We start from the raw sequence: 25,775 nt of genomic DNA, 5'->3' as shown, positions 1-25,775 counted from the left end.
GGAGCAATCGTAGTGAGTATTATCAAAGCCGTAGGTGTGTCTATCCTCTATCTGACAGGTGACTTCAAGGATATTGGACTCAAAGAGTACGTCATGCGCAGATTAAAAGGAAAGTATCATGTAACTCAGTTTTGGGCCGACCGCAATATAAACTTTTCTTTGGAACGGGGAGATATGCTCGGTATCATAGGAACCAATGGTGCTGGTAAATCCACCTTGTTGAAAGCCGTTTCAGGAATCATGGTTCCCACAGAAGGTCATATGGAAATCCATGGGACCATTGCAGCCCTTTTAGAATTGGCTAGTGGCTTTGATCCTGAATTGACCGTTCGAGAAAATACCTATCTCCGTGGTGCTATGCTGGGCTATACGCGAAAGTTCATGAATGATAAATACGAGGAAATCATAGATTTTGCGGAACTACAGGATTTCCAAGACCGGCCGTTTAAACAATTGTCTAGTGGTATGAAGAGTCGGTTAGCTTTTTCCATAGCTTGCCTGGTTCATCCGGATATCCTGATTTTGGATGAAGTATTGAGTGTAGGGGATGGAGCTTTTGCCCGCAAAAGTGGAGATAGGATGCAGAAAATTCTAAAAAGTGGTGTTACCGGCATTTTAGTTTCTCATTCTGTTCCACAAGTCAGAAGTATGTGTAACAAGATACTTTGGCTGGATCATGGAAATCAGATTGGCTTTTCTGACCAAGTGGAAACATATTGTGATGCTTATGAGGAATTTTTAATCACCAAGAAAGCACCTCATACAATAGATGAAATTCAACTTCTGGCAGAAAATTTCTATATCCGAAAGAAGCGAGAACTCGCTTTAGCAAATCGTACAGAAGCGCAGCGATTAGAAGATTTATTAAACGAAGGTGATTCTGATGCTGCATTACAAGCTGCAATAGCCATTATTAAAAAGAAAAAGCCGGAATTATTTAGAAAAAATTGATAGAAAATAATAAATGCCCTTTAGGAGGAGATACTTTTATGTGTAAAATATCTATTGTCGTTCCTGTATATAATACTGCAAAATATTTGAAAGAAAATCTGGATAGTATTACAGAACAGACATTATCAGACATTGAAATCATATGTATAGATGATGGTAGCACTGACGATTCATTAAAAATTCTATATGATTATGCCAAAAAAGATTCCAGAATAAAGGTGCTTCGGCAAACGAATCAATTTGCTGGTGTAGCCAGAAATAATGGCATGAAGAAAGCAAAGGGCGAGTATATCATTTTTTTGGATAGTGATGATGTTTTTGAAAAAGATATGCTTGAGAAAATGTATTCTGCTGCATTAGTAAACCAGCTGGATGTAACTGTATGCAGATCAAATCAGTTTGATAATCAGTCTGGTTCTATTAAAGAGACTCCTTGGACAATCAGAAAAGAGTTATTGCCTGATAAAAAAGTATTCTCTGCTAAAGATATCCAGCGTGATTTTTTTAATGTATTCGTTTGGTGGCCATGGGATAAATTATATAAGAAGTCATTTTTGGATGATGTTGGCATTGAATTTCAGTCATTGCGCACCACCAATGACTTGTTCTTTTGTGTTTCAACAGTGTTAGTCGCTGAACGTATAGGATATATTGATAATATTTTGGTACATCATCGAATTCATGAAGGTAACTCTTTGGAAAATACTCGCACAAAATCATGGGATTGTTTCTACAAAGCATTGCGTAAAGTACGTGATTTTATGTGCGCCCGAAATATTTTTGAACGTTTTGAACAGGATTATGTAAACTATTGTCTTGCGTTTTCACTTTGGCATTACAACACTCTTCATAGTCCAGCCCGGTATTTACTTCGCCAGAAGCTTTGCAGGGAATGGTTTGATGATTTTGGAATTAATTCCTTACACAAAGATAAGTTTTACAATGAGCAACAGTATCAGCAAAAAGAACTGTTAGAAGAAACATGGAAGAAAAACGAAAAATATAAAACAATGAAGTCTCCCAAAGTATCTATTGTCATTCCGTGCTTGAATTCGTTGATGTACTTACCGGAGTGTTTGGAAAGTGTAATCGAACAAACTCTGGCAGAAATTGAAATAATTTGTGTTGATGCCGGATCAACTGATGGTTCACTAGAACTATTACAAGGATATGCAGCTGTTGACAATCGAATAAAGATCATCCATTCCAATAAAAAAAGTTATGGATTTCAAATGAACTTAGGTTTTAATTCGGCCCGAGGAGAGTATATTGGTATTGTTGAATCAGATGATTATGCAGAGCCTACTATGTTTGAAACACTATACACTGCCGCTAGATTAGAAAATTTGGATTTGGCCAAATCAGGGTTCTTTAATCATTATACGGATTTTGATGGCAGTGGCAAAGACATTCCTGTCCATATTCCTGTAAATGCTCCACAAACTGTTTTCTGCCCAATATTTAGTAAATTCATTGAATCTCCCCAATTTTTTAACATGTCTCCTTCTATCTGGACAGGACTGTATAAAGCATCATTTATTCGGAAAAAAAATATTTTATTTACTGAAACTCCAGGAGCTTCATATCAAGATACCGCATTTACTTTTAAAGTCTGGTGCTGTGCGGATCGAGTTCGGTTTATTGATAAATGTCTGCTTCATTATCGTCGCGATAATGAAGCATCTTCCAGTAATTCCAGAGGGAAAGTATATTGTGTTGTAGATGAATATAACGAGGAAGAACGATTTCTACAAACCCAACGGCCACAAATAAAGAAACGGGCAGAAGGTATTCGTTGCCGTTTAAAATATGGTGCATATCTTTGGAATTACAAACGTCTTTCCATGCCGGAAAAAATAGAATTTTTGAAACATATGGCAAAGGAATTTTCTCAAGATATAGATAATGGATTTTTGAGAAAAAAGTATTTTAATCAAGTTCAATTAGAAGAGTTGGATTGTCTTATCCAAGATTACAGAGCATATCATGCCGTAAATGGTAAGCACAATACAATCGATGCTCGTGATAAGATTGACATTATGAAAAAATTGATCTTGTTTTATAAAAAACAAGATCAATTGGCAGATAGTCATTTCAAGTGCATTGTTCCGAATGATGTTTATTCTCCTATAGTATCTGTTATTATTCCTGTGTTTAATACCGATAGTTATATTAAGCAATGTGTTGAAAGTATAATGAGTCAATCATTGTTGAATATAGAGATTATTTGTATAGACGATGGTTCTACAGATAATTCGTTAGAAATACTGTGTCATTATGCTGAATTGGACCATAGAATTTCCGTATATGCACAAGAAAATTGTGGTCAAGGAACAGCTCGGAACCGTGGTGTCAGTGTGGCACAAGGACAATACATCTATTTTATGGATAGTGATGATATTCTTTCCGCACATGCCTTATCAGAATTAGTTTCCCGAATGGATGATGATTCTCTGGATATTGTTTATTTTGATGCAGACTCCTTTCAAGATGATGATGAAATACAATTAAATCAGTATGATAATTATTATAAACGACAGCATAATTACAATGGCATATTTACTGGAATAGAATTAATGAGTTTAATGCAAAGTTATGGTGAATATCGCGTTTCTCCTTGTTTACAGGTTTTACGGCGTGCTTTCTACAAAAAGGAAACACTTCATTTTCCTGAGGGAATCATTCATGAAGACAATGCATTCACATTTATTAGTATGTTAAAAGCAAAACGAGTAGGATACACCCATAAATCGTATTATAGAAGAAGAATTAGAAATAATTCGACCATGACTAAGGGCGTAACCTGGGATAATGCATATGGGTATTATACATGTTTTTGGGAAATGATGAATTTTATAAAAAAAAGAAATGATTTCATATATACACCATATATATATGAAATCATTCAAAACGTTTACTTTAATGGACGTAATATTTATAGAACACTCCCATGGAAAGAAAGAAAAATCAGTCTGGCGTTGCCGGATACAGAACAGGTTTTCTTGCGACTTGGATATGAGGAGTACATCATAAATCGTTATAAAAATCAAGTCGAATTATCTAAACAAACAGAAAATTTACGTTTTGACTTAGATGCTATACAAAATTCAGTTTCTTTTCGTATAGGCAGATGTTTCACTTGGGGGCCACGTAAAATCCGTGGTGGTATTAGATGTCTCATTGATCATGGTTTAAAGTATACTTTAAGCCGTACTATTGAACATCTTGGAATTGATATGGGGACGGGGGACTTTAGAAGATAAAATATGGGAGCTGAAGTTTCAATTATTATTCCAGTTTACAATACGGATAAATTCATTATAGATTGTTTGGACAGTGTACGCCGACAATCCGTTCAAGGAATAGAGATCATCTGTGTTAATGATGGATCAACGGACGGGAGCTTGCAAATCCTAAAATCGTATGCCGAAAAAGATTCCAGAATCCAAGTTGTTTCACAAAAAAATCAGGGAGTTAGTGTAGCCAGAAATGAAGGCATAGGCGCAGCTGCTGGAAAATACATTCAATTTCTTGACAGTGATGATATGCTGGAACCGGAGGCATTGGAGTATGCTGTTCAGCAAATGGAAGAAAAACAATTGGATGTTTTTTTTTATGATGCCCGTGCTATTTTTGAATCAGCGCAGTTGGAAAAGGAAAAAAGCAGCTATAAAACGTATTATCACCGGGAAAATCATTATCAGGATGTCCTGACAGGCAGCCAGCTTTTTACCGAATGGATCAAAGACGGGGGATTCCGCCCCAATGGGAACCTCCAAATGATCCGTCGAGACTTTCTGCTGCAAAGCGGTGTGAAATTTATACCGGGCATTGTCCAGGAAGACAATGCCTTCACGGCAGAAGTCATGCTCCATGCCCGACGGGTATGTCATGAAAATGAGGCTCTGTACATCCGCCGGGTCCGTTCAGATTCTATAATGACAAGACCCCAGTCTTTTATTAATGCCTATGGATACTTTCGTTGTGCCATGGCTCTGGAAAGGTATTTTTTTTATCCCGCTATTTCAGGAGATACCCGCTCTGCTCTTCAGATTTTCTGCCAGACTCTCTTAAAAAATATGGAGGGAATCTATAGTAATATTTCAGAAGCAGAGAAAGAGAAGATACAAACTTTACCAGAAGAAGAAAGAGCAGCTATGTTGTATCTTTGCTGGTACAACGAACAGGCAGTCAAAAATAGGACTGAAATGATTAAAAAAGCAAGTGAATTGAAAGTCCTAAACGAGAAAAAGGAAATCCTTGCCAAACAATACCAAAAGGTAGCTGAGGATAAGCAGAGGCTGCAAAAGAAGCTTGAATCATTAGAAAAGCATCAGGAGATGTTAAAGGCTGATTTTACAGCTATACAGCAATCTCTTTCGTTTCGGTTGGGTAGAAAATTAACTTGGCTGCCACGGAATTTGAGAGATGCATTCATACGGTGATGTGGAGGAAAATGGACAAAGTATCTATTATCATCCCTGTGTATAATGTGGAACACTATCTGGATCGATGCCTGCAATCTGTCGTTGGACAGACAGTTCCAGAAATTGAGATTTTATGTATTGATGATGGTTCTACGGATCATTCTCCTGCAATCCTCGAAAAATGGGCAAAAGCGGATTCCCGGATTAAAGTAATCCATAAAAAGAATGGGGGAATTTCTTCAGCTCGGAACTTAGGCCTTGGTATGGCCCAAGGACACTATCTTTTATTCGTGGATTCAGATGATTGGATTGAACCAGATACCGTAGAAACTGCCCTTTCCCATATGAAGGGAGAAGTGGATATTGTATGTTGGGGAGCGGAAATCATTGCAGAAGGCCTGCCTTCTGATCATTTAGGTGTCATCCAGGCAAAGAAGTACCATAAGATCCAACTGACTGGTGAAAAAGCAATCACCAATGATATTGTCAAACGTTCTACGGTCACCGTATGGAATAAGCTGTGGAAGAAATCAATTTTAGACCAGTTCGGCATACGGTTTACGGAAGGCCGGTACTTTGAAGACAATGATTTCACCCTCATGTATTTCGTCCATTGCCGGAAGGGATTTTATTTGGATCGGTATCTTTATCATTATATCCAACGGTCACATTCAGTGATGGATCAGCTGACCCAGGGTACGTTCTGCCATACGATTGATTATTTGTATCTTTTTGACAGCCTTTATCACCATATGGTGAAATACCATATGGCAGAACAGTGGGCATCTCTTTTAACTCACCGCTATTCTGTCCAGCTGCGTATTGCCTATCGATCAGCGCCTGTTGAATTGAAAGAGAAAATCCGGAATTGTGCTTCTCAACTAGCAGCTGGGTATGATGACAGATTTTTTACGACTAATTGTGTGAAAAACGTCAGAGAAAGGAACTATACATTGGTCCAAGAATTAAATGATGCCGATGTATCTCTGCAGACAGGCCGTGCTAAGCAAGAAAATTCTCAACCTTCTTCAAATAAGTTCCAGGGAGGCTGGAAATGTCTGCAGGATCATGGCTTGCTATATACGATAAAACGAACCATCGAGCATTTTGGCATCGATATGGGAACTGGTGATTTCCGAAAGAATCAAAAGAATCAATAGAAAAGGAATGAACATCATGAAAATTGCAATTGCAGGTACAGGCTATGTTGGTTTGGCTAATGGAATGCTGCTTAGTCAGCATAATGAAGTGGTAGCACTGGATATTGTGCCAGAAAAAGTAGAAATGTTGAATAGGGGAGAATCTCCTATTGTCGACCAGGAAATCACTCGGTTTTTATCTGATCGACATTTGAATTTTAGAGCTACCTTAGATCCTAAAGATGCTTTTTCTGGTGCAGATTATGTTATCATATCGACTCCTACTAATTATGATGAGACTAAGAATTTTTTTGATACGTCTTCTGTAGAAGCTGTTATTCAAGAAGTTTGTACCATTGAGCCTCATGCTGTTATGGTGATTAAATCTACGGTGCCAGTTGGGTACACAGAAAAAGTTAAGAAACGATTCCATACGAATAATATTATTTTTTCTCCAGAGTTTTTGCGGGAAGGCAAAGCTTTATATGATAATTTGCACCCTTCACGAATCATTGTAGGAGAACAATCGGAACGAGCAAAGGTTTTTGCTGATTTATTAGCAGAAGGAGCTGTGAAGAAGGATATTCCGATTCTCTTTACGGGAGCAACAGAAGCAGAAGCTATCAAACTTTTTGCAAATACGTATTTGGCTTTACGAGTTGCTTACTTTAATGAACTGGATTCCTATGCTGAAATTAGAAAGTTAAATGCTCATCAGATTATAGAGGGTGTTTGCTTAGATCCACGGATTGGAGACTTTTACAATAACCCTTCTTTTGGCTATGGGGGATATTGTTTGCCGAAAGATACAAAACAGTTGTTAGCTAATTACCAAGATGTACCACAAAATCTTATTTCGGCTATTGTTGCTGCAAACCGAACGCGTAAAGATCATATTGCCGATATGATTTTAGAAAAAAATCCGAAGGTCGTTGGTGTATATCGTCTTACCATGAAAAGTAATTCTGATAACTTCCGGGCTTCCGCAATCCAGGGAGTCATGAAACGGGTAAAAGCCAAGGGTGTCGAAGTTATTGTATATGAACCGACGTTAAAAGAGAATCAGTTTTTCCATTCCCGTGTCATTCGTGATTTACATGAATTCAAACAACAGAGTGATGTCATTATTGCTAACCGATGGAATGAAGAATTACGAGATGTTCAAGACAAAGTTTATACAAGAGATATTTTTGATAGAGACTGAAAAATAGAAAGGGTCCTACTAATGAATAAACCTGGATATGAACATACTAACAAACAATTAATTTCTATACTAGTTCCCTGTTATAATGAAGAAGCAGTACTAAACCAATTTTACCAGCGTACATCTCAAGTAATTACTAATATCCCGCAATATGATTTTCAATTTATATTTGTTAATGATGGCAGTACTGATCATACATTGGATATAATGCGGGAGTTGAGGAAAGAAGATAGTCGTGTTTCTTATGTCAACTTATCGAGGAATTTCGGTAAAGAGATTGCTATGATTGCGGGAATTGATTATTTAACAGGAGATGCATCCATTATCATGGATGCTGATCTACAAGATCCTCCAGAATTAATTCCGGAAATGATTTCTTGGTGGGAAAAAGGGTATCAAGATGTCAGTGCGAAAAGACAGAGCCGGGCAGGAGAATCCTTTTTTAAAAAGTGGTCATCTCATGCATTTTATACAATATTGCAAAAATTATCTAATGTGCCTATGCAACGCGATGTTGGCGATTTCCGATTGCTCGATAAGCAATGTCTTAATGCATTACGATTGATGCGGGAATCGCAACGGTATACTAAAGGATTATTTAGTTGGATTGGTTTTGAAAAGAAGGAGATTCTTTTTAATCGTGATGCGCGTGCAGCTGGCAAGACAAAATGGAATTATTGGAAATTATTGAATCTTGCAATTGAAGGAATTACCAGCTTTACCATTGCACCACTGCGAGCGGCTTCTTTTGTAGGGTGTATGTTATCGTTCATTGCCATTATTTATATGTTGTTCATTATCATGCGGACACTTATTTGTGGGGGTGATGTTCCTGGGTATCCATCTTTGATTTCTATTATCCTATTTATTGGAGGAGTTCAGCTTTTTTTCCTAGGGGTCATTGGAGAATACTTAGGACGAGTTTTTAATGAAAGTAAATTTAGACCTTTGTATTTAGTTCAAGATTTCAATGGCAGAAGAGTTGTGGAGCAGAGAGGAATACAGAGACATGATACGAATTAAGAGCTATCTTACTGAGGAAACGCATAATCCTTGTGTAGCTTTTATTACTACTTTCATTATTATTGCAGTATTATACATTATTTTAAAAATGGCACCGTTTGGAACGAATGCGTTGTCGGATGCCGATGCTCGTATACAATATATCGATTACTTTTCATATTTAAAACAAATTCTGTCGGGAGATGGAAATATTGTATATTCTTTTAATAAAGGATTAGGGAGTAATATTTGGGCTGTTATTGCCTATTATTTATTGTCTCCATTTAATTTATTAGTAGTCTTTTTTAACCAAGAAAATCTAAATGCTTTTTATGATTTGTTAGTTATTATTAAATTATCATTATGCAGTGGAACAATGGCTTTTTACCTGGATCAAAGATTTGAAAAAAGGCTACCTTCATTAGTAATCATTTTATTATCCATTAGTTTTGGCTTAATGCAATATAATCTTGAACAATCTAAAAATATAATGTGGCTAGACTCTATATTTTTATTGCCATTGCTCCTGCTAGGTATATATAAAATAGAAAAAAACAAAGGCTGTACGTTTTTTATCATAACAGCCGCCATAGCTTTTATGTCCAATTGGTATATGAGTTTTATAGCAGTCATGTTTGCGACTATCTGGGCTACCTGGGAATATATTGATGAATGGATGGATAATGGCTTAAAAGCCCAAGCGTTTATTCTGTATGAATGTAAAATTATTCTATCAGTCTTATTAGCAATGGGATTAAGCAGTGTTGTATTAATCCCTGCATTTTCAGCTATGGCTTCAGGAAGGGCAGGGATAGATTGGCAATTTTTAAATTTCCATTATTCTGGAGATAAAAAAGCACTACTTCAAGGGTTAATGATGGGAACTATTAGCCAAGAAGGAAAAGTGTCTTTATTTGTAGGATCATTTTCTCTTATAGGCGCAGCCTCTTATTTCGTTTTTCCAGGGATTAGTAGACGAAGGAAAATATGGGCTTTACTATGGATTATTTTCCCTATTGTTGTCTTTTACTGGAAACCATTATTCTTTTTGTTTTCTTTACTAAAAAATGCCAATAGTTATTGGTATCGGTATTCTTTTGTAGCAATTTTTCCTATTATTTTTTTAGCAGCTCGTTATTTTTCACAATTTAATCAAATAGAAGATTTGCATAAAAAAAGATGGCTTATCTTGTTATGTATTCCTTGCTTTTTTCTGATTTTGGAATTTATCAGGCCCTTACAATCTTTTCCATATGTTATAGCTTCTGCTTTTATTTATATTATTATCACTGGCATATTATATTATCAAAAAAGACATGGATGGAAAGTTTCGTTACGTCATGGAGGCATTATTTTATTTATCATAGTTTGCAGTGAATTAACATTTAATGCAGGACACATTATGCACATCTATTATAATTCATGGGTAAACCAATATCATAATTATGTGGTACAAGCCCAGACACAAATCAAAAATATTCAACATAGGGATTCTGGACTATATAGGGTAAACCAAGTTCATCCATTTTTAACTGGTGCAAATAATATTACAGCAAATTATAATGAGCCTCTTGCTTATGGATACAAGGGGATTTCTAGTTATACTTCAAGCCCAGACAATATTCAACTTACTTTTATGGACAAAATGGGATATCGTAAAGGTAGTGTTAATTTAAGTGTTATGGTAAATTCTGTTATTGGAACAGATACTTTGTTAGGTGTTAAATATATTCTATCCCCGATTCCTATCAATGGCTTGGAAATTGTACCTGAAATTAATTCATATAATCGGGAGTATACATATTATAATAAATATGCTTTACCAATGGCCTTTGTAGTTAATAATAATAATCTAAATTTAATTTATGATGGAAATCCTTTTATATATCAAAATAAGCTGTATTCGGCTTTAATTGGTTATGAAGTACATATATATAAGAATATTCCATTTGTAAGCAGGAAAATCAATGAAAAACATATAAAATACATATTAAAAACAGATAATTTACCAACGACTATGATTTATGGAAACATACCTACAAAAGAAGATATAGAAGGTAATTTAACACTTGATTCTAAATTTAAACAAGGATATTCTCGTTGGTTAGCACCTTCTGTCTTTTATATTTCCCATAAGAATGGAATGAGAAATCATACTGTTGATTTTCAATTAAAAAAAGATATAAATAAAATTAAAAATAATGTACAATTTTATTATGTAGACCTAAATGCGTTGGAAACTGTTACTGCTAAATTAAAATCAAATCCAGCACGTATTCATGCATTTAGAAATGGTTATGTTGAGATGGATGTTAATGCAACAAACAATCAAACACTTTTTACTTCGATTCCATTTGATAAGGGGTGGAAAATTTATGTAAATGGAGAAAATGTTAAACCTATACTTATTGCAGATTGTCTGATGGGAATTAAACTTCAAGAAGGTACGAACAAAATCACTATGAGGTACTCATTGCCTGGATTGATTCCAGGAATTAGCATAAGTTGTATTAGTTTGATTCTTTATTTATATTTGGTGAAAAAAGAATATCATAGACGCAAAATAAATTAAGACGATTATTTTAATTATGCATGGAGGGTTTGTTTATGAAATACGATTATCTGATTGTTGGTAGCGGTTTATTTGGTTCTGTCTTTGCTCATGAAATGACGAAAGCTGGTAAGTATTGTTTGGTTCTGGAACGCCGTGACCATGTGGGCGGCAATGTGTATTGTGAAGAAAAGGAAGGTATCCATATTCATAAATATGGTGCCCATATTTTTCATACATCGAATAAAGAAGTCTGGGATTATGTGAATCAGTTCGTCGAATTCAATAATTATGTCAATTCGCCTGTTGCGAATTATAAGGGAGAATTGTACAATCTTCCCTTTAATATGAATACCTTTTCCAAGATGTGGGGTGTCGTAACACCGGCAGACGCTGCTGCCAAGATTGCCCAGCAGCGTCAGGAAGCAGGGATTACGGAACCGAAGAATCTGGAAGAACAGGCCATTTCCCTCATTGGTACGGATATCTACACGAAACTGATCAAAGGCTATACGGAAAAACAGTGGGGCCGTAGCTGTACAGAACTTCCTGCTTTCATTATCAAACGTCTGCCTGTACGCTATACGTTTGATAATAATTATTTCAATGACCGCTATCAGGGCATTCCTATTGGTGGTTATAATGTCTTGATTGACGCGCTTCTCAAAGGTATCGAAGTGCGTACTGGCGTCGATTATAATCAGGTCCGTCAGGAATATGAAGGTTTGGCAAAAACAGTAGTATATACGGGACCTATTGATGAATACTTTGATTATACATTAGGACGACTGGAATATCGGGGACTCCGCTTTGAAACGGAACGGCTGGAAGAAGTCAATCACCAGGGCGTAGCCGTCATGAATTACACCGACCGGGAAACGCCGTACACGCGCAGCATCGAACACAAGCATTTTGAATTTGGCACACAGCCTGTCACGTATGTAACCAAGGAATATCCGGCTGACTGGCAGCCCGGAGAAGAAGCATACTATCCGGTAAATAATGAACGGAACCAGAAATTATACTGTCAATATGCCGCTCTGGCAGCAGAACAAAAAAATGTCATCTTTGGCGGTCGTCTGGCTGAATATAAGTATTACGATATGGATGATGTCATTGCCAGTGCAATGGATATGGTAAAGAAAGTAATGGCAGAATAGAGTAGGAGATATAATGATGAAACCGATACGCAAGGCCGTCATCCCGGCAGCTGGATTTGGCACCCGTTTTCTACCGGCCACCAAATCTATTCCCAAAGAAATGATTCCTATCGTAGACAAGCCAGTCATTCAATACATTGTAGAAGAAGCGTTGCAAAGCGGCATCGAAGAAATTTTGATTATCACCGGTCATGGAAAACGGGCTATTGAAGACCATTTCGACACCAATGTAGAACTAGAGTATGACCTGTATCAAAAAGGAAAAGCCCAGATGTTGAAGCTGGTACAAGATATTTCGGCAATCAACGTTCATTATATCCATCAGAAACATATCCGCGGTTTGGGAGATGCCATTCTTTGTGCTAAATCATTCATTGACAATGATCCCTTTGCTGTCCTTCTCGGCGATGATATGATGTATAATAATCAGAATCCTGCACTTCAGCAACTATTGCAAGCCTACGAAAAGACAGGAACAACGATTATGGGCTGTCAGCCAATGACGGAAGAACAAATGATGCCCGTAGATGCCCTGGAAGGAAGCCAATGTGCCGATAGTGGACTCATACGCGTTCACAATATACAAGAGCTGCACAAAGTACCCAAAGGTAGCCAAAACTATAATTGCCTGGGAAGATACGTTTTCACCCCGGATATCTTTGAAATCCTGAATCGGGTAGAACCCAGGGACGATGGAGAAATCCACTTGCACGATGCCCTGCGCCTCATGCTGGACCGACAGACTATATACGCCTGCCCAATAAAAGGCAAGCGATACGACACAGCTAACAAACTGGACTACCTAAAAGCAACGGTAGAATATGCCCTAAGACGACAAGACCTGGGCCCGTCTTTTCGCGAATATTTGAAAGAGCTATAGGCACATAACATTCCAACCATATATTGAATATAAACCAAAGCCCCTGTCGCCAGATTCCCATGATTCTGACTGGCAGGGGCCGGTTCGCAGGCAGCATAGTTGAATATTCAACTATGCTATATGTCGTAACAAATTCATGACTTCTATGAGGTTGATGGGGAATAACCGGGATTTCCTAGACACTAACGATGGTTCGCAATGTCTGTAATGACAAACTGATTTTTGCTATAATATATAATAAGGTATTAAACAGAGAGATTTCCAGATTGTATAAATGGGAGGGATGTCCATGAGTACGCGTGATGAAAAGAAAACAATCCTGCAGCATTGGCAGCAATTGGTACAGGTTGATAAGGAGGAGTTGGGAGATTTCCCACGGTTTGCTGTTCATCCTCTGGTCGTAACGGAGGAAGAGAAACGGAATCTGTTCCGCATGTGCATGCAGTCGGCGGCGGACCGGGACCGGATTTCTAAAATCAGTGCCCGGTATGAAGCATATAAAAAGGCTGTTAATCGGCGCTTTGCCATGGCACGGTATTATCAGGAGCAATGGAATCAACTTGATGGCAGCAAGGCTCTGGAAGGCACTATCCACTGTATGTATGATACAAACGGTGATGTGCCTTCCGGGTTGCCTTCTTATGCCTGCGTATTGACGCGAAAGGACCTCGTACAGTCTCTGGTACAGTTTGCGCTGGGGCAGGAAGGGGTACCAGGATACCCTGCCAGGGATGACAGAGAAGGCGATGTGCCAGGTTTTCTGCGAGCGTGGGTTACGACCGTATACGGAGCAGGGACACAGGAAGTAAATCTGCATTTCATTGATGCATCACTTAAAGACGATTAACCGGGGGAATATCATGAATATTACGGTGTATTTGGGAGCAAGGACGGGACACAGTGCAGTCTATCGTTCATATGCCTATGAACTGGGAGCATGGATTGCCTGTCACGGTCATACGCTCATTTATGGGGGAAGCCGGACCGGACTCATGGGAAAGCTGGCCGATGGAGCTCTGGAGCACGGCGGCCGCGTCATTGGCGTGGAACCGCAGTTTTTTATGGACGACGAATTGCAGCATGAAGGATTGACCCAGCTCATTGTGACAAACGATATGGCATCGCGCAAAGAAAAGATGATGGAACTGGGCGATGTGTTCCTGGCATTTCCCGGAGGAATAGGAACTCTGGAAGAAATCAGTGAAGTCATGAGCCAGATTAAATTGGGATTATTGCAGGGACGATTTGCATTCCTCGATTTCAATGGCTATTACCAGCCGATGAAATCACTCATACGGCATATGGCAGAAGAAGGGTTTGTTGATAATCATTGGGCCGGACAAGTCGCCTTTCTTTCGTCGTTTGAACAATTAGAAGCTTTCTTAGCCGGATAATTTCTATTCCAAAATGAAGCTGTATGTGGTACAATAACCCAGTTATTAGTAATATTTTAGTATCTATCAGGAGGATGTATGACAACGAAATATCCCTGCGATTGCGATTTTTCCTGCCCTCAGTCAGAAGAGCAGAAGACCCGCGTCATTGTGGAAGAATATGAAAAATTATCACCGAATCTGATTTTTGAAATTATCCGTCATGACGGCGAATTGGAACTGGAACGCAAGGCCTGGCCCCTCGTCTTATCGGCACTGGCTGCGGGATTGATGATTTCTTTTTCTTTCTATTTCCGCTCCATTATCAATGTCTATATTGGGAGCGCTTCCTGGGCAGAAGCCATCACCGGTGTCGGATATACGACGGGTTTCCTCATCGTTATTTTAGGCCGGCTCCAGCTTTTTACGGAGAACACGATTACTACGGTCATCCCCGTTTTCCGTGATCCTTGCTGGAAGAATCTCCGCCTGCTCCTGCGGCTCTGGGGGATTGTTTTCCTTTCCAATATTGTCGGCACTGCGATCGCGGCTCTTTTCATGTCCAGCCCGATTTTCACGACACCGGAAATTACCCAGTGCCTGTACAACGTGTCCCACCATATCATGGCCCCCGGTCCGGTAGATAACATCATGCGGGGGATTCCGGCAGGCATGCTGATTGCAGCTATCGTCTGGATGATGCCCATGTCGCGGAGCTTTGCCTTTTTTATCATTTTTATGTTTACTTATTTCATTTCTATCGGAAACTTCGCCCATGTCGTCGTCGGGTCGTGCGAAGCGGCATATGATGTACTCATGGGTGGTTCCACGATGTTTGATTATTTCTTCCGTTTTCTCCTGCCAACGGGCCTGGGAAATATCATCGGCGGTACGGGCGTCTTTACGCTCCTCGTTGCGACACAGGTCAAAAGTGACGGAAAAAGGTAAAAAAAGAAAGGGTGATTGATATGAATGAAATCATAAAAGCCATGTTAAAACGGCGCAGCATCCGTACGTATGAAGATAAACCGGTACCTGAAGAGCTGATCCATGAAATCGTCGAAGCCGGCCTCTATGCGGCCAGCAGTATGGGGCGGCAGAATACGAAAATTATTGTGATTACGAACGACGAACTCCGTCACGATTTGTCAGAACTCAACAATCAGATTGGCGGCTGGCCTGCTGGCAATGACCCGTTTTATGGTGCGCCTGTCGTCATTCTCGTATTAGGCAAAACGGGAGAAGGAAAAGAAAAATACGATGGCAGCCTGGTCATGGGAAACATGATGCTTGCCGCTTATTCCCTGGGTCTTGGCAGCTGCTGGATTCACCGGGCGAAAGAGGAAATGGATACGCCTCTGGGAAAGAAGATATTGGACCAGGTTGGCCTGTCTTCTGATGAATGGGAAGGCATTGGCCATTGCATCATAGGCTATCCGGCAGGAGCGCTCCCCAAAGCCGCACCGAGAAAAGCAGACAGAGTTTATTATCTGAAGTAGTATTTTCATATCGATACGCAATCAATACGCGGATAAGGAGGTCATCATGAATAGAGCACTGCCATCAGCTGGAGAGATCTGGATCCATTTCAAAGAAAAACAGTACCGCATTATTACCATGGCGGAGGATGCTAAGACCGGCGAATCCTATGTGGTGTATCAGGCGCTTTATGGCTCGTATGGCCATTATCTGCGGCCTCTGGACATGTTTATGAGTGAAGTGGATCACCAGAAATATCCCGACTGCCAACGGACATGGCGCTTTGAAAAGCTTCCGAACATGTGTTCCTGGAAGCCGGAATTTGCTCGCCAAACGAATGTTCAACACACTAGAAACAAGGGGGCCAGCGATTCATGTTTGAAAAAGAAATAATAGAGCTCGTTCGCAGCACCCACGATATGCTGACGGAAGAAAAAAACTTAGAAATTACGGCCAAAGGGAGGGCTAATTTCGTCACCCAGATGGATGTTGCCGTACAGGAATATATGCGCACTCAACTGCAGGAAATAGACAGAGACGTCACACTTTTGTCAGAAGAGCAGGACAATAGTCAGGTTATGGATCCCGATGGCCGATACTGGATTCTTGATCCCATTGACGGCACCCAGAATTTTATCCGCCATTTCGATATGAGTGCCGTATCGCTGGCCTATTATGCACAAGGCACCTTACAGGCGGCTGTCGTGTATAACCCGTTTACAGATGAACTGTTTCATGCAACCCGTGGTGGCGGCGCCTTTTTAAATGGCAAACCTATCCATGTGACTGGAAATTCAGCATTATCTCACTGTCTGGTTGCCATTGGAACGTCTCCGTATGACCGGCAATACACAGAAAAGAATTTCCCTTTATTCCAGGCCATGTATTCACAATGCCTGGATATCCGCCGTACGGGCAGCGCTTGTCTTGACCTGGCCTATGTAGCAGCCGGGCGGACGGATATCTATTTCGAACGCAACCTGAAGCCGTGGGATATGGCCGCCGGTATTTTGCTTGTCGAAGAAGCGGGCGGCAGAGTCACGACATATGATGGACAGGTTCCTGACGTATTACACAATGAACATATCATTGCTACCAATGGTCTGGTCCATGATGAAACGGCCCGTATTATACATCAATATTGGTAAAAAAAATCTCCCTGGTTAGCGACGACGAGTACGCTCGGCCAAGGAGATTTGTCATATATCATATAAGAAATTCAAAGTTGGATTAGAGGACTAGTGTCGGAGCCGCATAAACCCGGGTCAGCAGTTCCTGATTCAATGCATAGAGTCCCTTCGGGTCATTGCCAAAGAGTTTAAATTTCTTAAGCAGATCGCCGACATTCTTTTCTTCTTCGCCTTGTTCTTTGACGAACCAGTTGAAGCATTCCATGGTACGGTAATCCTTTTCATCAGAGGCAGCTCCATAAATCTTATTAATGCAGCCGGTGATAAACTGTTCATGTTCCAGCGCAGCCTTAAGAGGAGCTTTCAAATCCTTGTATTCTTGATCCGGTTTGTCTATCGTGCCAAAAACGACGCGGACATCATTATTTTGTAGATACGTACGCATGAGCATAGCATGATCCCGTTCTTCCTGGGCCTGGATTTCGAACCAATGAGCAAAGCCATCGAGTCCTTCATCAATATAATAATTTGCAAAATCCAGATAGAGGTAAGCAGAATAAAATTCTAAGGTAACCTGGTCATTAATCAATTTAGCTACTTTTTTTGCTAACATAGTAAATACACCCTCCTTCGTGGGCATCACAATAACTTGCTGTATACAGGTATTATATCACGTACGTAGTACAAATGGTAAGCGTATTATGTTTGATTTTAAGAACAAGAATAAAAAACAGAATAATAAATTTACAGCGATATTTATCAGCCTTCCCACAAACCTTCCCACTATGAGATACTAATTTAAGAGATTCGACAAACGTTGAAGAGTATTACCAATGTACAGTAATACCTGATAGTTGGCATAAATACGCGGTTTACGAGACCTTAAAGATACTCCCGGAAATTACTCATTTCATTACTTCCGATAAATTAACGTTATCGGAAGTAATACCTTCTCTCTATAATGATTTGGGCAATGTGAAAAACCAAATCTGGCTTTCTTGTTCAGACGGTGCATTTTTCTTAAGGCTGAGTTTTACTTTATGGACTGTTTTGTCTTTATTATATATCATGACTTTTTTGTCGCTGTCATAGGTATAGTCTGATACATCGGCTGACGGGGCTTTGGGGTCCTGTACGGCAATGTCCATACCAAAGTCATTGTCGTTTACGACGGCTATGGTCCTGCGGTCCGGCAATAGTGCCAGGCCTTCGGCTTTTTCGATATTCCAGCCGTTGGCACGCAGGTCTAAAACGAGTTCTTTCCTGGCTGGTATCAGTTTTCCGTCGAGGCGTCCATATTCTAGATCGCCATTATTTGCTACGGGCGTGGCACCATTGAGATCTACTTTATAAATCAGATTTTGCATGACACCGTGTTGTTTTCCCTGTTCAATCATCAGGAATTGGCCGTGGCCGATGGAGGTGATATCGCCTAATTTGGCGGCTCCTGTGTTTTTATAGCCTGAATCGACAGGGTAAGCGTACATTTTCGTTTCTTTAGTTACCGGGTCGAGTTCTACAATACGTGTATATTTAGATGTTTTACCCGTTTTGCCATCTACATTTAGCGGACTTTGAATCAAAGCAAAGATATGTCCTTGTTCATCAATAGTCAGGCCTTCACTGCCTCTATTGGGAACGCGGCTGGCAAGGATGCTGGGCAGCCCGGCACCAGGAGCAAATTTTTCCACTATATTGCCATTTTTATCGGCTTTGACGATAAAAGGGCCGTATTCGTCGCTGATCCAGAAATTACCGTCTTTATCTATGGCCAGTCCTTCCGTATCCAGACCGTTGATATCGGTTCCCAAATCCTTCATTTTGAAATTGAGGGCGATTTCCTTTGTAGAACCAGTCATTCCTTTCGGTACCGGTTTGCCTGTAATCGCTTTCCCCTGTACCTTCAGCGGGATAGATTCTGTTATATCGGCACGATTCTGTCCGGGACGTACGGTAATGACTCCGATAGACGGGGCAAAATCGGGGGTTGGGAAGAATTTTCCACTTACTTTTTTACCATTTTTTATGTATGTCGGGATATCTCCATTAGGGCCCCGGTCTGTAATTGCATAAAATTCGATGGTTCCATCGGTTTTGATATCCTTCAGGGCCAATGCCGACCCGTATCCTGGATTAATGTGATGCTTGAAGGCTTTTTCGTTGCCTTTATAGGGCAGCTGATAGGAATCGGCATGTACAATATACGATTTAGTCTGGACTCCCTCAGCCAGCACGGCAGCACTTCCCAGACAAGACACGGCCAATCCCAGAGCTATCCAGCGTTTCCATTTTTTATTCATATGAAATTACACCTCCTGTATATCTGCATTCACTATATCAGGCTGATGTAAACAATTTGTCAAGACCAGCGATGTCTTTGGTAAATTATTTCATATATTTAGTGATACATAGGGAAATTTTCTTGTCAGAATATGGAATAAAGCGTATGATAAAATACGTCAACAAACCGGCTTAGCCGTGTAATCTATAATACAGAAAGGATAATGGCATGGAACGCATTTCCTATGAAAATAAGATTTTAATTCTCATGATGATGGTTTCGTTCATCAATCCGTTCACCAGCAGTGCTCTTACGACAGCCCTCCCTGACATTGGAACTGCATACGGAGCCAGTGAAATGGCCCTGAGCTGGGTCATTGAAACGTTTCTCATCGTCTCCACTATCACGATTATGCCCGTCAGCAAAATGGCAGACCGGTGGGGCAAACGGCGCATATTCTTAATCGGCGTCCTTCTCTTCTGCTGTTCTTCTCTATCGGTATTTTTCGTTTCATCCATTATGGCATTGCTCGTCATACGCGTCCTGCAGGGGCTGGCCAGCGCCTGTATTTTTGCTACCAATATGGCAATCATTTCACTCGTTACCAATCCTCAGCGCCGGGGCCGTGCTATGGGATTTACCATAGCGGCTGTATATAGCGGCCTGTCTTTTGGCCCTGTCCTGGGCGGCTTTTTTTCGTATTATTTGAACTGGCAGGCTATTTTTTATTTTATTGCCCTCGTATGTGCCATTGTCTATCTTTTATCGCTGCGCTATATGAAAGAAGAATGGATCGTCAACGCTGGTGGCAGTCTGGACGGTACAGGCAGTCTTTTGTATGCACTGGCTATGGTAGCCGTCATGACCGGCCTTTCTGAACTAGCCGTCTGGGACGTTGGGAAATATCTGCTGACAGCAGGACTATTGGCATTCGGCGTATTCCTGTATCGTGAATGGCATACGGCCAGCCCGGTTCTGCCTGTACGTATTTTTTCCGGCAACCGTGTCTTTTCCTTTTCCAGCCTGGCTGCCATGCTCAATTATTGTGCAACCTTTGGCATCAGTTTTCTCTTGTCCATTTACCTGCAACGTGTCATGGGCATGAATGCCCGCGATACGGGCCTCATCTTATTGATGCAGCCCGTATTCATGGCGGTGTTATCGCCGGTGACAGGGACGCTGTCCGATAAAATCAGCCCGTCTGTTCTGGCTTCATCCGGCATGGTGTTCATCACAGCTGGTCTTGCCACACTGACCTATACTGTCACCCATCCGTTGTTTATCTGTATTATTGCCGCCCTGGTTATCATCGGTATCGGTTTTTCCCTCTTCACGGCCCCCAATAACAATGCCATCATGGGTTCCGTTACACCCCAGTATTACGGTGCTGCCTCATCCGTCGTCGGAACGGTCCGGCTCATCGGGCAGGTCCTGAGTGTTGCCATTATTACACTGATTCTTTCGCAGAACCAGAATGGTACGGTATCATGGCTTACAGCCCATATCCAGCTGGCATTTTTGATTTTTACCATTCTCTGCGCCATTGGCATCATCCCCTCTGCCATACGCAATAAAACCTGACAATATCCGGCTTTACAGACACACAGGATATCTATTTTCAGCGGAAAAAGCGGCTGATCCAGATGAAAAAGGATTGCGGCAGGATACCGGAGCTGATGCGATGAAGTGTAGAAATCAGGTCAGGAGTAATGACGACACGTCCCTGACGGATTTGACGGAAAGAACGGCGGGCGATAGTCTTCTTGTCTCCGGCAAATAGGTAGTGCGTAAACCGGTTTTCTTGGTCGGTCTTCTTTGCCGTCGCAATAAAAGCCGTATCTTTGACCCAGTATGGGCAGACTGCCGAGACCAGAATCCCCGATGGTTTCAGTTCTTCTGCCAATGCCCGGCTGTACCGGAGAAGAAAGGCCTTGCAGGCAGCGTATACGGCCAGATATGGAAATGGCTGGAAAGCGGCACAGGAACAGATTTCAACAATGTGACTGCCCTGATGGCAATAGGGAATGACCGCCTTCGTCAGGGAGACAGCGGCCTGGCAGTGTACGGCAATCATACCGGATGTATCTGCTTCTGTCATAGCAGCAGCCCGGCCCATACGGCCATATCCGGCAGCATGGATGAAATACGAAACGACGGGCTTTTCCTGCCTGAGAGCTGTAGCAAAAGACGTATACGATGCCGGATCTTGCAAGTCCAGCGGTAAAATGCGGGATTTTGTTTTCAATGCATGTGCCGTCCCTTCCAGTTTTTCCTGACGGCGGCTGATGAGCCAGATTTCATCGACAGACTGTTCATCAAGAAGCCGTACATATTCCCTGCCGAGACCACTGGAAGCTCCTGTTACAATGGCTATATTCACACGTATCACTTCCTTTTACATTCATTATACCCAATCTCCGTTCCACTTCAATCCTTTTAACGTCCGGATGTAGTAAAACAGACGTGCCGTCTGGTGTATAGAGCTCCAGACAGCACGTCTGTTTCGTTTATCTATTTACTTATTCGTATTCTACGGCTTTTCCCGTGCTTCCGTAATAAGTGGGACGATTTTCGCATTACGGACATCAATGATCCCCTTATCGGTCAATTTAAAGAATGGGCTTACGGGAAGTGACAAGGTACTGAGGGACATGATGACATTATCATGGCGATATCCACAATCTGTCAGGACGCGATGCACCTCTTGTATTTGTTTTCCCAATACAGGTAGCGGCCGGTCGGACAAAATCCCGGCAATGGGAAGCGGTGCAAAGGCTTTTGTGACGCCGTCACAAGCTACGGCATAGCCTCCCTGATTGGCGATGACCGTATTAGCAGCCGCCATCATATCTTCTTTTGTCTGACCTATGACAAGGAGATTATGATGGTCATGGGCATAGGTCGTAGCTGCAGCACCCCTGGTCATGGCCGTTCCCCCGACGAGAGCTGTCCCATGACCACCGTTCTTTCCATGGCGTTCCCAGACGATTGCCAGATTATAAGGACTATGTTCCCAATCAACTTCTCCATGATGGACTGGCAGCACGGCCCGTCCTTCTTTGACAAAGGTCGTATGTTCCTGCACCTCCAGGATGCGGCAGGTAACCTCCCCTTCTTCTATAGGAGCTTTCAAAGTAAAATCAGCGGACGTGCGCGGCGCGACGTGGACACTATGATAAAAGGCTTTCGGGAAAGACGTATCCCGTTCTGCTTCCTGCCAGGAATCTCCTTTTGTATAGACTTCCTGCCCGGCACACCAGGTACTTTCAACGGTCAGGTCAGCCAGGTCAGACAAAATGACGAAATCAGCGATTTTGCCAGGTGCAATGCTCCCTTTATCGCGCAAGCCCATGCGCCGGGCAGGTGTATACGTCGCTGTATAGATAGCTTCTTCCGGTGTCAGGCCATTGTGCATGGCCTTTTTTACCAGATAATTGAGATGGCCCCGTTCCATGAAGGCGTCGGGCATGGTATCGTCCGTTACGATGGCCATGTGTTCCAACAGATTATTTTCTTTAATATAAGAGATAAATTCCGGTTTCAGTGATTTTTCCTGCAACTGTACGAACATGCCATTCATGAGCCGTTCCTTCAGGCCTTCCAGCGACTGATCCGTATGGTCGGAATTCACGCCGCTCATCAAAATCTGGGCCAGCTCCCAGCCACTGAACCGGGGGCAATGGCCTTCCAGAGAGAAATCGGGCCGGCCAGCCCGGATCTGCCGGATCAGGCGGCTGGTCTTGGAATGGCTGTCCCGTATGACGTCGCGGCAGTTCATGACTTCGCCCAGACAGATGACGTGGTCCATATGCATCAGAGATTCTACATCATCATTATCGATGACGCCACCGGTCGTTTCCAGTTCTTCATTTGTCGATGGGACCGAACTGGGAATGGCGATATAAACGTCACATGGCCCCTCTTGCATTGTTTTAGCCATGGCCTGTATGCCTGCAAGGCCGAATACGTTGGCAATTTCATGAGGTTCGGCAATGAGTGTCGTTACACCATTGCGGACAGCTCCTTTCATGAAGGTACGCGGTGCTGCCATCGTACTTTCAATATGCATGTGGCAATCGATGAAGCCGGGGATTACGTACTGGCCATCAAGATTCCGCACATGTTCCGGCTTGATGGGCAGAGGGTCATTTCCCATATAACAAAATCGTTTCCCACTGATAGCCAGATTACAGGGAATAAATTTTTTCAGATAGACATTATAGATATTCCCATTTTTTAACAGCCAATCGATTTTCACCATCCATCACTCCCTTATTTAACGCCGGCAATGGCATAGAAATAATACGCCAGAAGCAGTGCCAGCAGAAAATGTCCTTTATTAAGTTCCGATGCTCTGCCGGAAGCGACTTTCATGATGACATAGGCAATGAACGCAACGGAGATACCGTTAGCAATATTAAAAGTAAAAGCCGTAAAGGCAATACAAAGGAAAGCCGGTATATATTCACACATATCAGTGTAATCCAGATTTCTCATGCCTCCCATCATACTCACACCGACATAGACCAGGACAGGAGCTGTAGCCGCTGCCGGAATCATGAGAGCCAGTGGAGTCACGGCCAGGATAAGGAGAAACATAATAGCCGTAGTAATTGCAGTCAGCCCCGTACGGCCACCGGCTTCGACACCGGCACCCGATTCCAGATAGGTAATGAGTACAGGAATGGTAAAGAAGGAACCCAGCGTAGCTGCTACCGAATCGACCTGGAACACTTTATCTATGTCAGGAAGATCCCCGTTTTTATCGAGGAATCCCGCTTTGCCGCCGATACCAATAGCTGTTCCAAAACTAGAAAAGAAATCCGGCAGGAAAAATACGAATAAATACGGCAAGTATTTGACGTCCAGTGCCCCGAACAGGTCAAAATTAAAAAATACCGGTGCCAAGCTGTCCGGCATGGTAAACAGCGTAGCCGGGATTTTGGTAATACCCATGGGGATACCAATGATAGTACCGGCAATGATACTGATCAGAGCTGCCCCTTTGACACGGCGCGCCTGCAGTGCCAGCAGAATGATGAAGGTAATCATAGCCAGAATGACGACAGGCTGTGTCAGGTCACCGAAAGACAGGGCAACTTTCTTGGCATTAGCTGCCAGTAATTTAGCATTGCGCAGGCCAATTACGGCAAGGAACATGCCGACACCGGCACTGATGGAAATCTTGATGCCCTTAGGAATGACCATAACGATGGCTTTGCGGATACCGAGAACCGTGACGAGAATGAATAAAATACCGCTTAAAAATACGATAGCACTGGCAATACTGACCGATACATGCTGTAACTGCACCAAGGTAATAGAAAATATGGCAACGCTGCCCATTCCCGGAGCCAGGACAAAGGGCCGGTTTGTATACAGGCCCATGGCCATCGTAGTCAGAAAAATCATGAGTACCATAGCTGTCAGAACGGCCCCGCCAGGCAATCCGGCTTCCCCCATCATATGGGGCACGACAGCTAGTACGTAACCCATCGTGGCAAAAGTAGTCAGCCCGGCTATAATTTCTGTACTGACAGATGAATGAAACCGGCTGAGATGAAACCGCCTTTCACAAACGTTATTGATCCATGCATTCATGTTTTAATTCCTCCCCTTAAGCTATGCACTGGAGTATTATATTTTTCTTATGACGGATTTTATTATAAGCTTATGTATTATATATTGCAATGAAAGTTGATGGAATTTTCAAAAATATATTGCATAATTTTGAAAAAAACGTTCAGCTGTATGAGGACAAAATAAAAACAGGAAGATGCCCTTTGACATAGAACTTCTTCCTGTTTTGAATAGCAATCCTGATAATAACGGATCGGTACGCCGTTCAGGCATGATAGCACTTGTAAATTTCACAGGCATCCATGCAGCGGGTGCAACGGATGCACTTGCTCATATCGACGACAGGCCGTTCACTGCCATCCATTCGCTCTATCATGGTAATCGCATGGGCCGGGCAAATGCTGATACAGCAGCCGCAGCCTTCACATTCTTTTCTGTTAAAATAATCCGGCACAATAGACCAGATATCATCAATTGTTTTATCCATATCGTTTCCGCCTCCTCTGGCGTCTCTTATTACGTTATCAGTATAGACGGAAAAGCCGTTTTTTTCTGTTGCAAAAACAACAAAAGAAAAAATGCCACATTCCCAAGAAGGTAATGTGGCCGTACAATCAT

Annotated in this window: 22 protein-coding genes; 16 read left to right on the top strand and 6 right to left on the bottom strand. The window is 41.7% G+C overall.

Features of this window, described 5'->3' with window-relative positions:
• The first annotated feature begins 12 nt into the window (after positions 1-12).
• The 15 genes from B2U90_RS03760 to B2U90_RS03690 all read left to right on the top strand — a co-directional run bounded on the left by B2U90_RS03760 (position 13) and on the right by B2U90_RS03690 (position 17,314).
• On the top strand, positions 13-951 hold the full coding sequence (locus B2U90_RS03760) for an ABC transporter ATP-binding protein (protein WP_292017134.1): 939 nt from the start codon (positions 13-15) through the stop codon (positions 949-951).
• Between the two features lie 38 nt (positions 952-989).
• Positions 990-4,214 carry a glycosyltransferase gene (locus B2U90_RS03755; RefSeq protein ID WP_292017133.1) on the top strand — a complete coding sequence of 1,075 codons (3,225 nt, stop codon included), beginning with the start codon at positions 990-992 and terminating at the stop codon, positions 4,212-4,214.
• Between the two features lie 3 nt (positions 4,215-4,217).
• Positions 4,218-5,396 carry a glycosyltransferase gene (locus tag B2U90_RS03750; RefSeq protein ID WP_292017132.1) on the top strand — a complete coding sequence of 393 codons (1,179 nt, stop codon included), beginning with the start codon at positions 4,218-4,220 and terminating at the stop codon, positions 5,394-5,396.
• 11 nt (positions 5,397-5,407) lie between these two features.
• Positions 5,408-6,538, top strand: a complete 1,131-nt coding sequence (locus B2U90_RS03745) for a glycosyltransferase family 2 protein (protein ID WP_292017131.1) — start codon at positions 5,408-5,410, stop codon at positions 6,536-6,538.
• Between the two features lie 16 nt (positions 6,539-6,554).
• Complete coding sequence (locus tag B2U90_RS03740) at positions 6,555-7,721, top strand: nucleotide sugar dehydrogenase (protein ID WP_292017130.1); 1,167 nt, start codon at positions 6,555-6,557, stop codon at positions 7,719-7,721.
• Positions 7,722-7,742: 21 nt separating this feature from the next.
• Positions 7,743-8,744: a glycosyltransferase family 2 protein gene (locus B2U90_RS03735; protein WP_292017129.1), complete on the top strand. Its 1,002-nt coding sequence runs from the start codon at positions 7,743-7,745 to the stop codon at positions 8,742-8,744.
• Entirely contained in the window at positions 8,731-11,295 is a 2,565-nt protein-coding gene (locus B2U90_RS03730; RefSeq protein ID WP_292017128.1) for a YfhO family protein, read from the top strand. The genes B2U90_RS03735 and B2U90_RS03730 overlap by 14 nt, the downstream gene beginning before the upstream one ends.
• 35 nt (positions 11,296-11,330) lie before the next feature.
• The gene (gene glf, locus B2U90_RS03725) at positions 11,331-12,434 is read left to right on the top strand and encodes a UDP-galactopyranose mutase (protein ID WP_292017127.1); all 1,104 of its coding nucleotides are present in this window, start codon (positions 11,331-11,333) and stop codon (positions 12,432-12,434) included.
• Positions 12,435-12,450: 16 nt separating this feature from the next.
• A complete protein-coding gene (locus B2U90_RS03720) occupies positions 12,451-13,314 on the top strand; it encodes a UTP--glucose-1-phosphate uridylyltransferase (RefSeq protein ID WP_292017172.1) in 864 nt (287 codons plus the stop codon).
• 289 nt (positions 13,315-13,603) lie between these two features.
• A complete protein-coding gene (locus tag B2U90_RS03715) occupies positions 13,604-14,161 on the top strand; it encodes a hypothetical protein (protein ID WP_292017126.1) in 558 nt (185 codons plus the stop codon).
• 13 nt (positions 14,162-14,174) lie between these two features.
• Positions 14,175-14,708: a TIGR00730 family Rossman fold protein gene (locus B2U90_RS03710; RefSeq protein WP_075582357.1), complete on the top strand. Its 534-nt coding sequence runs from the start codon at positions 14,175-14,177 to the stop codon at positions 14,706-14,708.
• Positions 14,709-14,786: 78 nt separating this feature from the next.
• On the top strand, positions 14,787-15,635 hold the full coding sequence (locus B2U90_RS03705) for a formate/nitrite transporter family protein (protein ID WP_072235717.1): 849 nt from the start codon (positions 14,787-14,789) through the stop codon (positions 15,633-15,635).
• Between the two features lie 20 nt (positions 15,636-15,655).
• Positions 15,656-16,186, top strand: a complete 531-nt coding sequence (locus B2U90_RS03700) for a nitroreductase family protein (RefSeq protein WP_292017125.1) — start codon at positions 15,656-15,658, stop codon at positions 16,184-16,186.
• A 46-nt stretch (positions 16,187-16,232) separates the two neighbouring features.
• Positions 16,233-16,559 carry a DUF1653 domain-containing protein gene (locus B2U90_RS03695; RefSeq protein ID WP_292017124.1) on the top strand — a complete coding sequence of 109 codons (327 nt, stop codon included), beginning with the start codon at positions 16,233-16,235 and terminating at the stop codon, positions 16,557-16,559.
• Positions 16,541-17,314 (top strand): inositol monophosphatase family protein, encoded by a 774-nt coding sequence (locus B2U90_RS03690; protein WP_292017123.1) that lies wholly within the window; start codon positions 16,541-16,543, stop codon positions 17,312-17,314. The genes B2U90_RS03695 and B2U90_RS03690 overlap by 19 nt, the downstream gene beginning before the upstream one ends.
• Positions 17,315-17,396: 82 nt before the next feature.
• On the opposite strand, the gene B2U90_RS03685 is transcribed toward B2U90_RS03690, so the two are convergent.
• Together B2U90_RS03685 and B2U90_RS03680 are read right to left on the bottom strand one after the other, a co-directional pair.
• Positions 17,397-17,909, bottom strand: coding sequence for a ferritin (locus B2U90_RS03685; protein WP_059075847.1), 513 nt, complete (start codon positions 17,907-17,909; stop codon positions 17,397-17,399).
• A gap of 343 nt (positions 17,910-18,252) precedes the next feature.
• Positions 18,253-19,596, bottom strand: a complete 1,344-nt coding sequence (locus B2U90_RS03680; RefSeq protein ID WP_075582361.1) for an esterase-like activity of phytase family protein — start codon at positions 19,594-19,596, stop codon at positions 18,253-18,255.
• A 209-nt stretch (positions 19,597-19,805) separates the two neighbouring features.
• On the opposite strand from B2U90_RS03680, the gene B2U90_RS03675 reads away from it, so the two are divergent.
• A complete protein-coding gene (locus tag B2U90_RS03675; RefSeq protein ID WP_113855873.1) occupies positions 19,806-21,158 on the top strand; it encodes an MFS transporter in 1,353 nt (450 codons plus the stop codon).
• Positions 21,159-21,195: 37 nt separating this feature from the next.
• Here the strand turns inward: B2U90_RS03675 and B2U90_RS03670 are convergent, their stop codons facing one another.
• The 4 genes from B2U90_RS03670 to B2U90_RS03655 form a co-directional block, all read right to left on the bottom strand.
• On the bottom strand, positions 21,196-21,957 hold the full coding sequence (locus tag B2U90_RS03670) for an SDR family NAD(P)-dependent oxidoreductase (protein WP_292017122.1): 762 nt from the start codon (positions 21,955-21,957) through the stop codon (positions 21,196-21,198).
• Positions 21,958-22,107: 150 nt separating this feature from the next.
• Positions 22,108-23,838, bottom strand: coding sequence for an adenine deaminase C-terminal domain-containing protein (locus B2U90_RS03665; RefSeq protein WP_292017121.1), 1,731 nt, complete (start codon positions 23,836-23,838; stop codon positions 22,108-22,110).
• 11 nt (positions 23,839-23,849) lie between these two features.
• Complete coding sequence (locus B2U90_RS03660) at positions 23,850-25,178, bottom strand: NCS2 family permease (protein WP_172793329.1); 1,329 nt, start codon at positions 25,176-25,178, stop codon at positions 23,850-23,852.
• Between the two features lie 244 nt (positions 25,179-25,422).
• Positions 25,423-25,644, bottom strand: coding sequence for a 4Fe-4S binding protein (locus tag B2U90_RS03655; protein WP_113855871.1), 222 nt, complete (start codon positions 25,642-25,644; stop codon positions 25,423-25,425).
• Between the last annotated feature and the right edge of the window lie 131 nt (positions 25,645-25,775).

Source organism: Megasphaera sp. UBA4233 (assembly GCF_002395615.1).
Lineage (GTDB): Bacteria > Bacillota > Negativicutes > Veillonellales > Megasphaeraceae > Megasphaera > Megasphaera hexanoica.
This window is presented reverse-complemented; position numbering and strand designations above follow the sequence as displayed.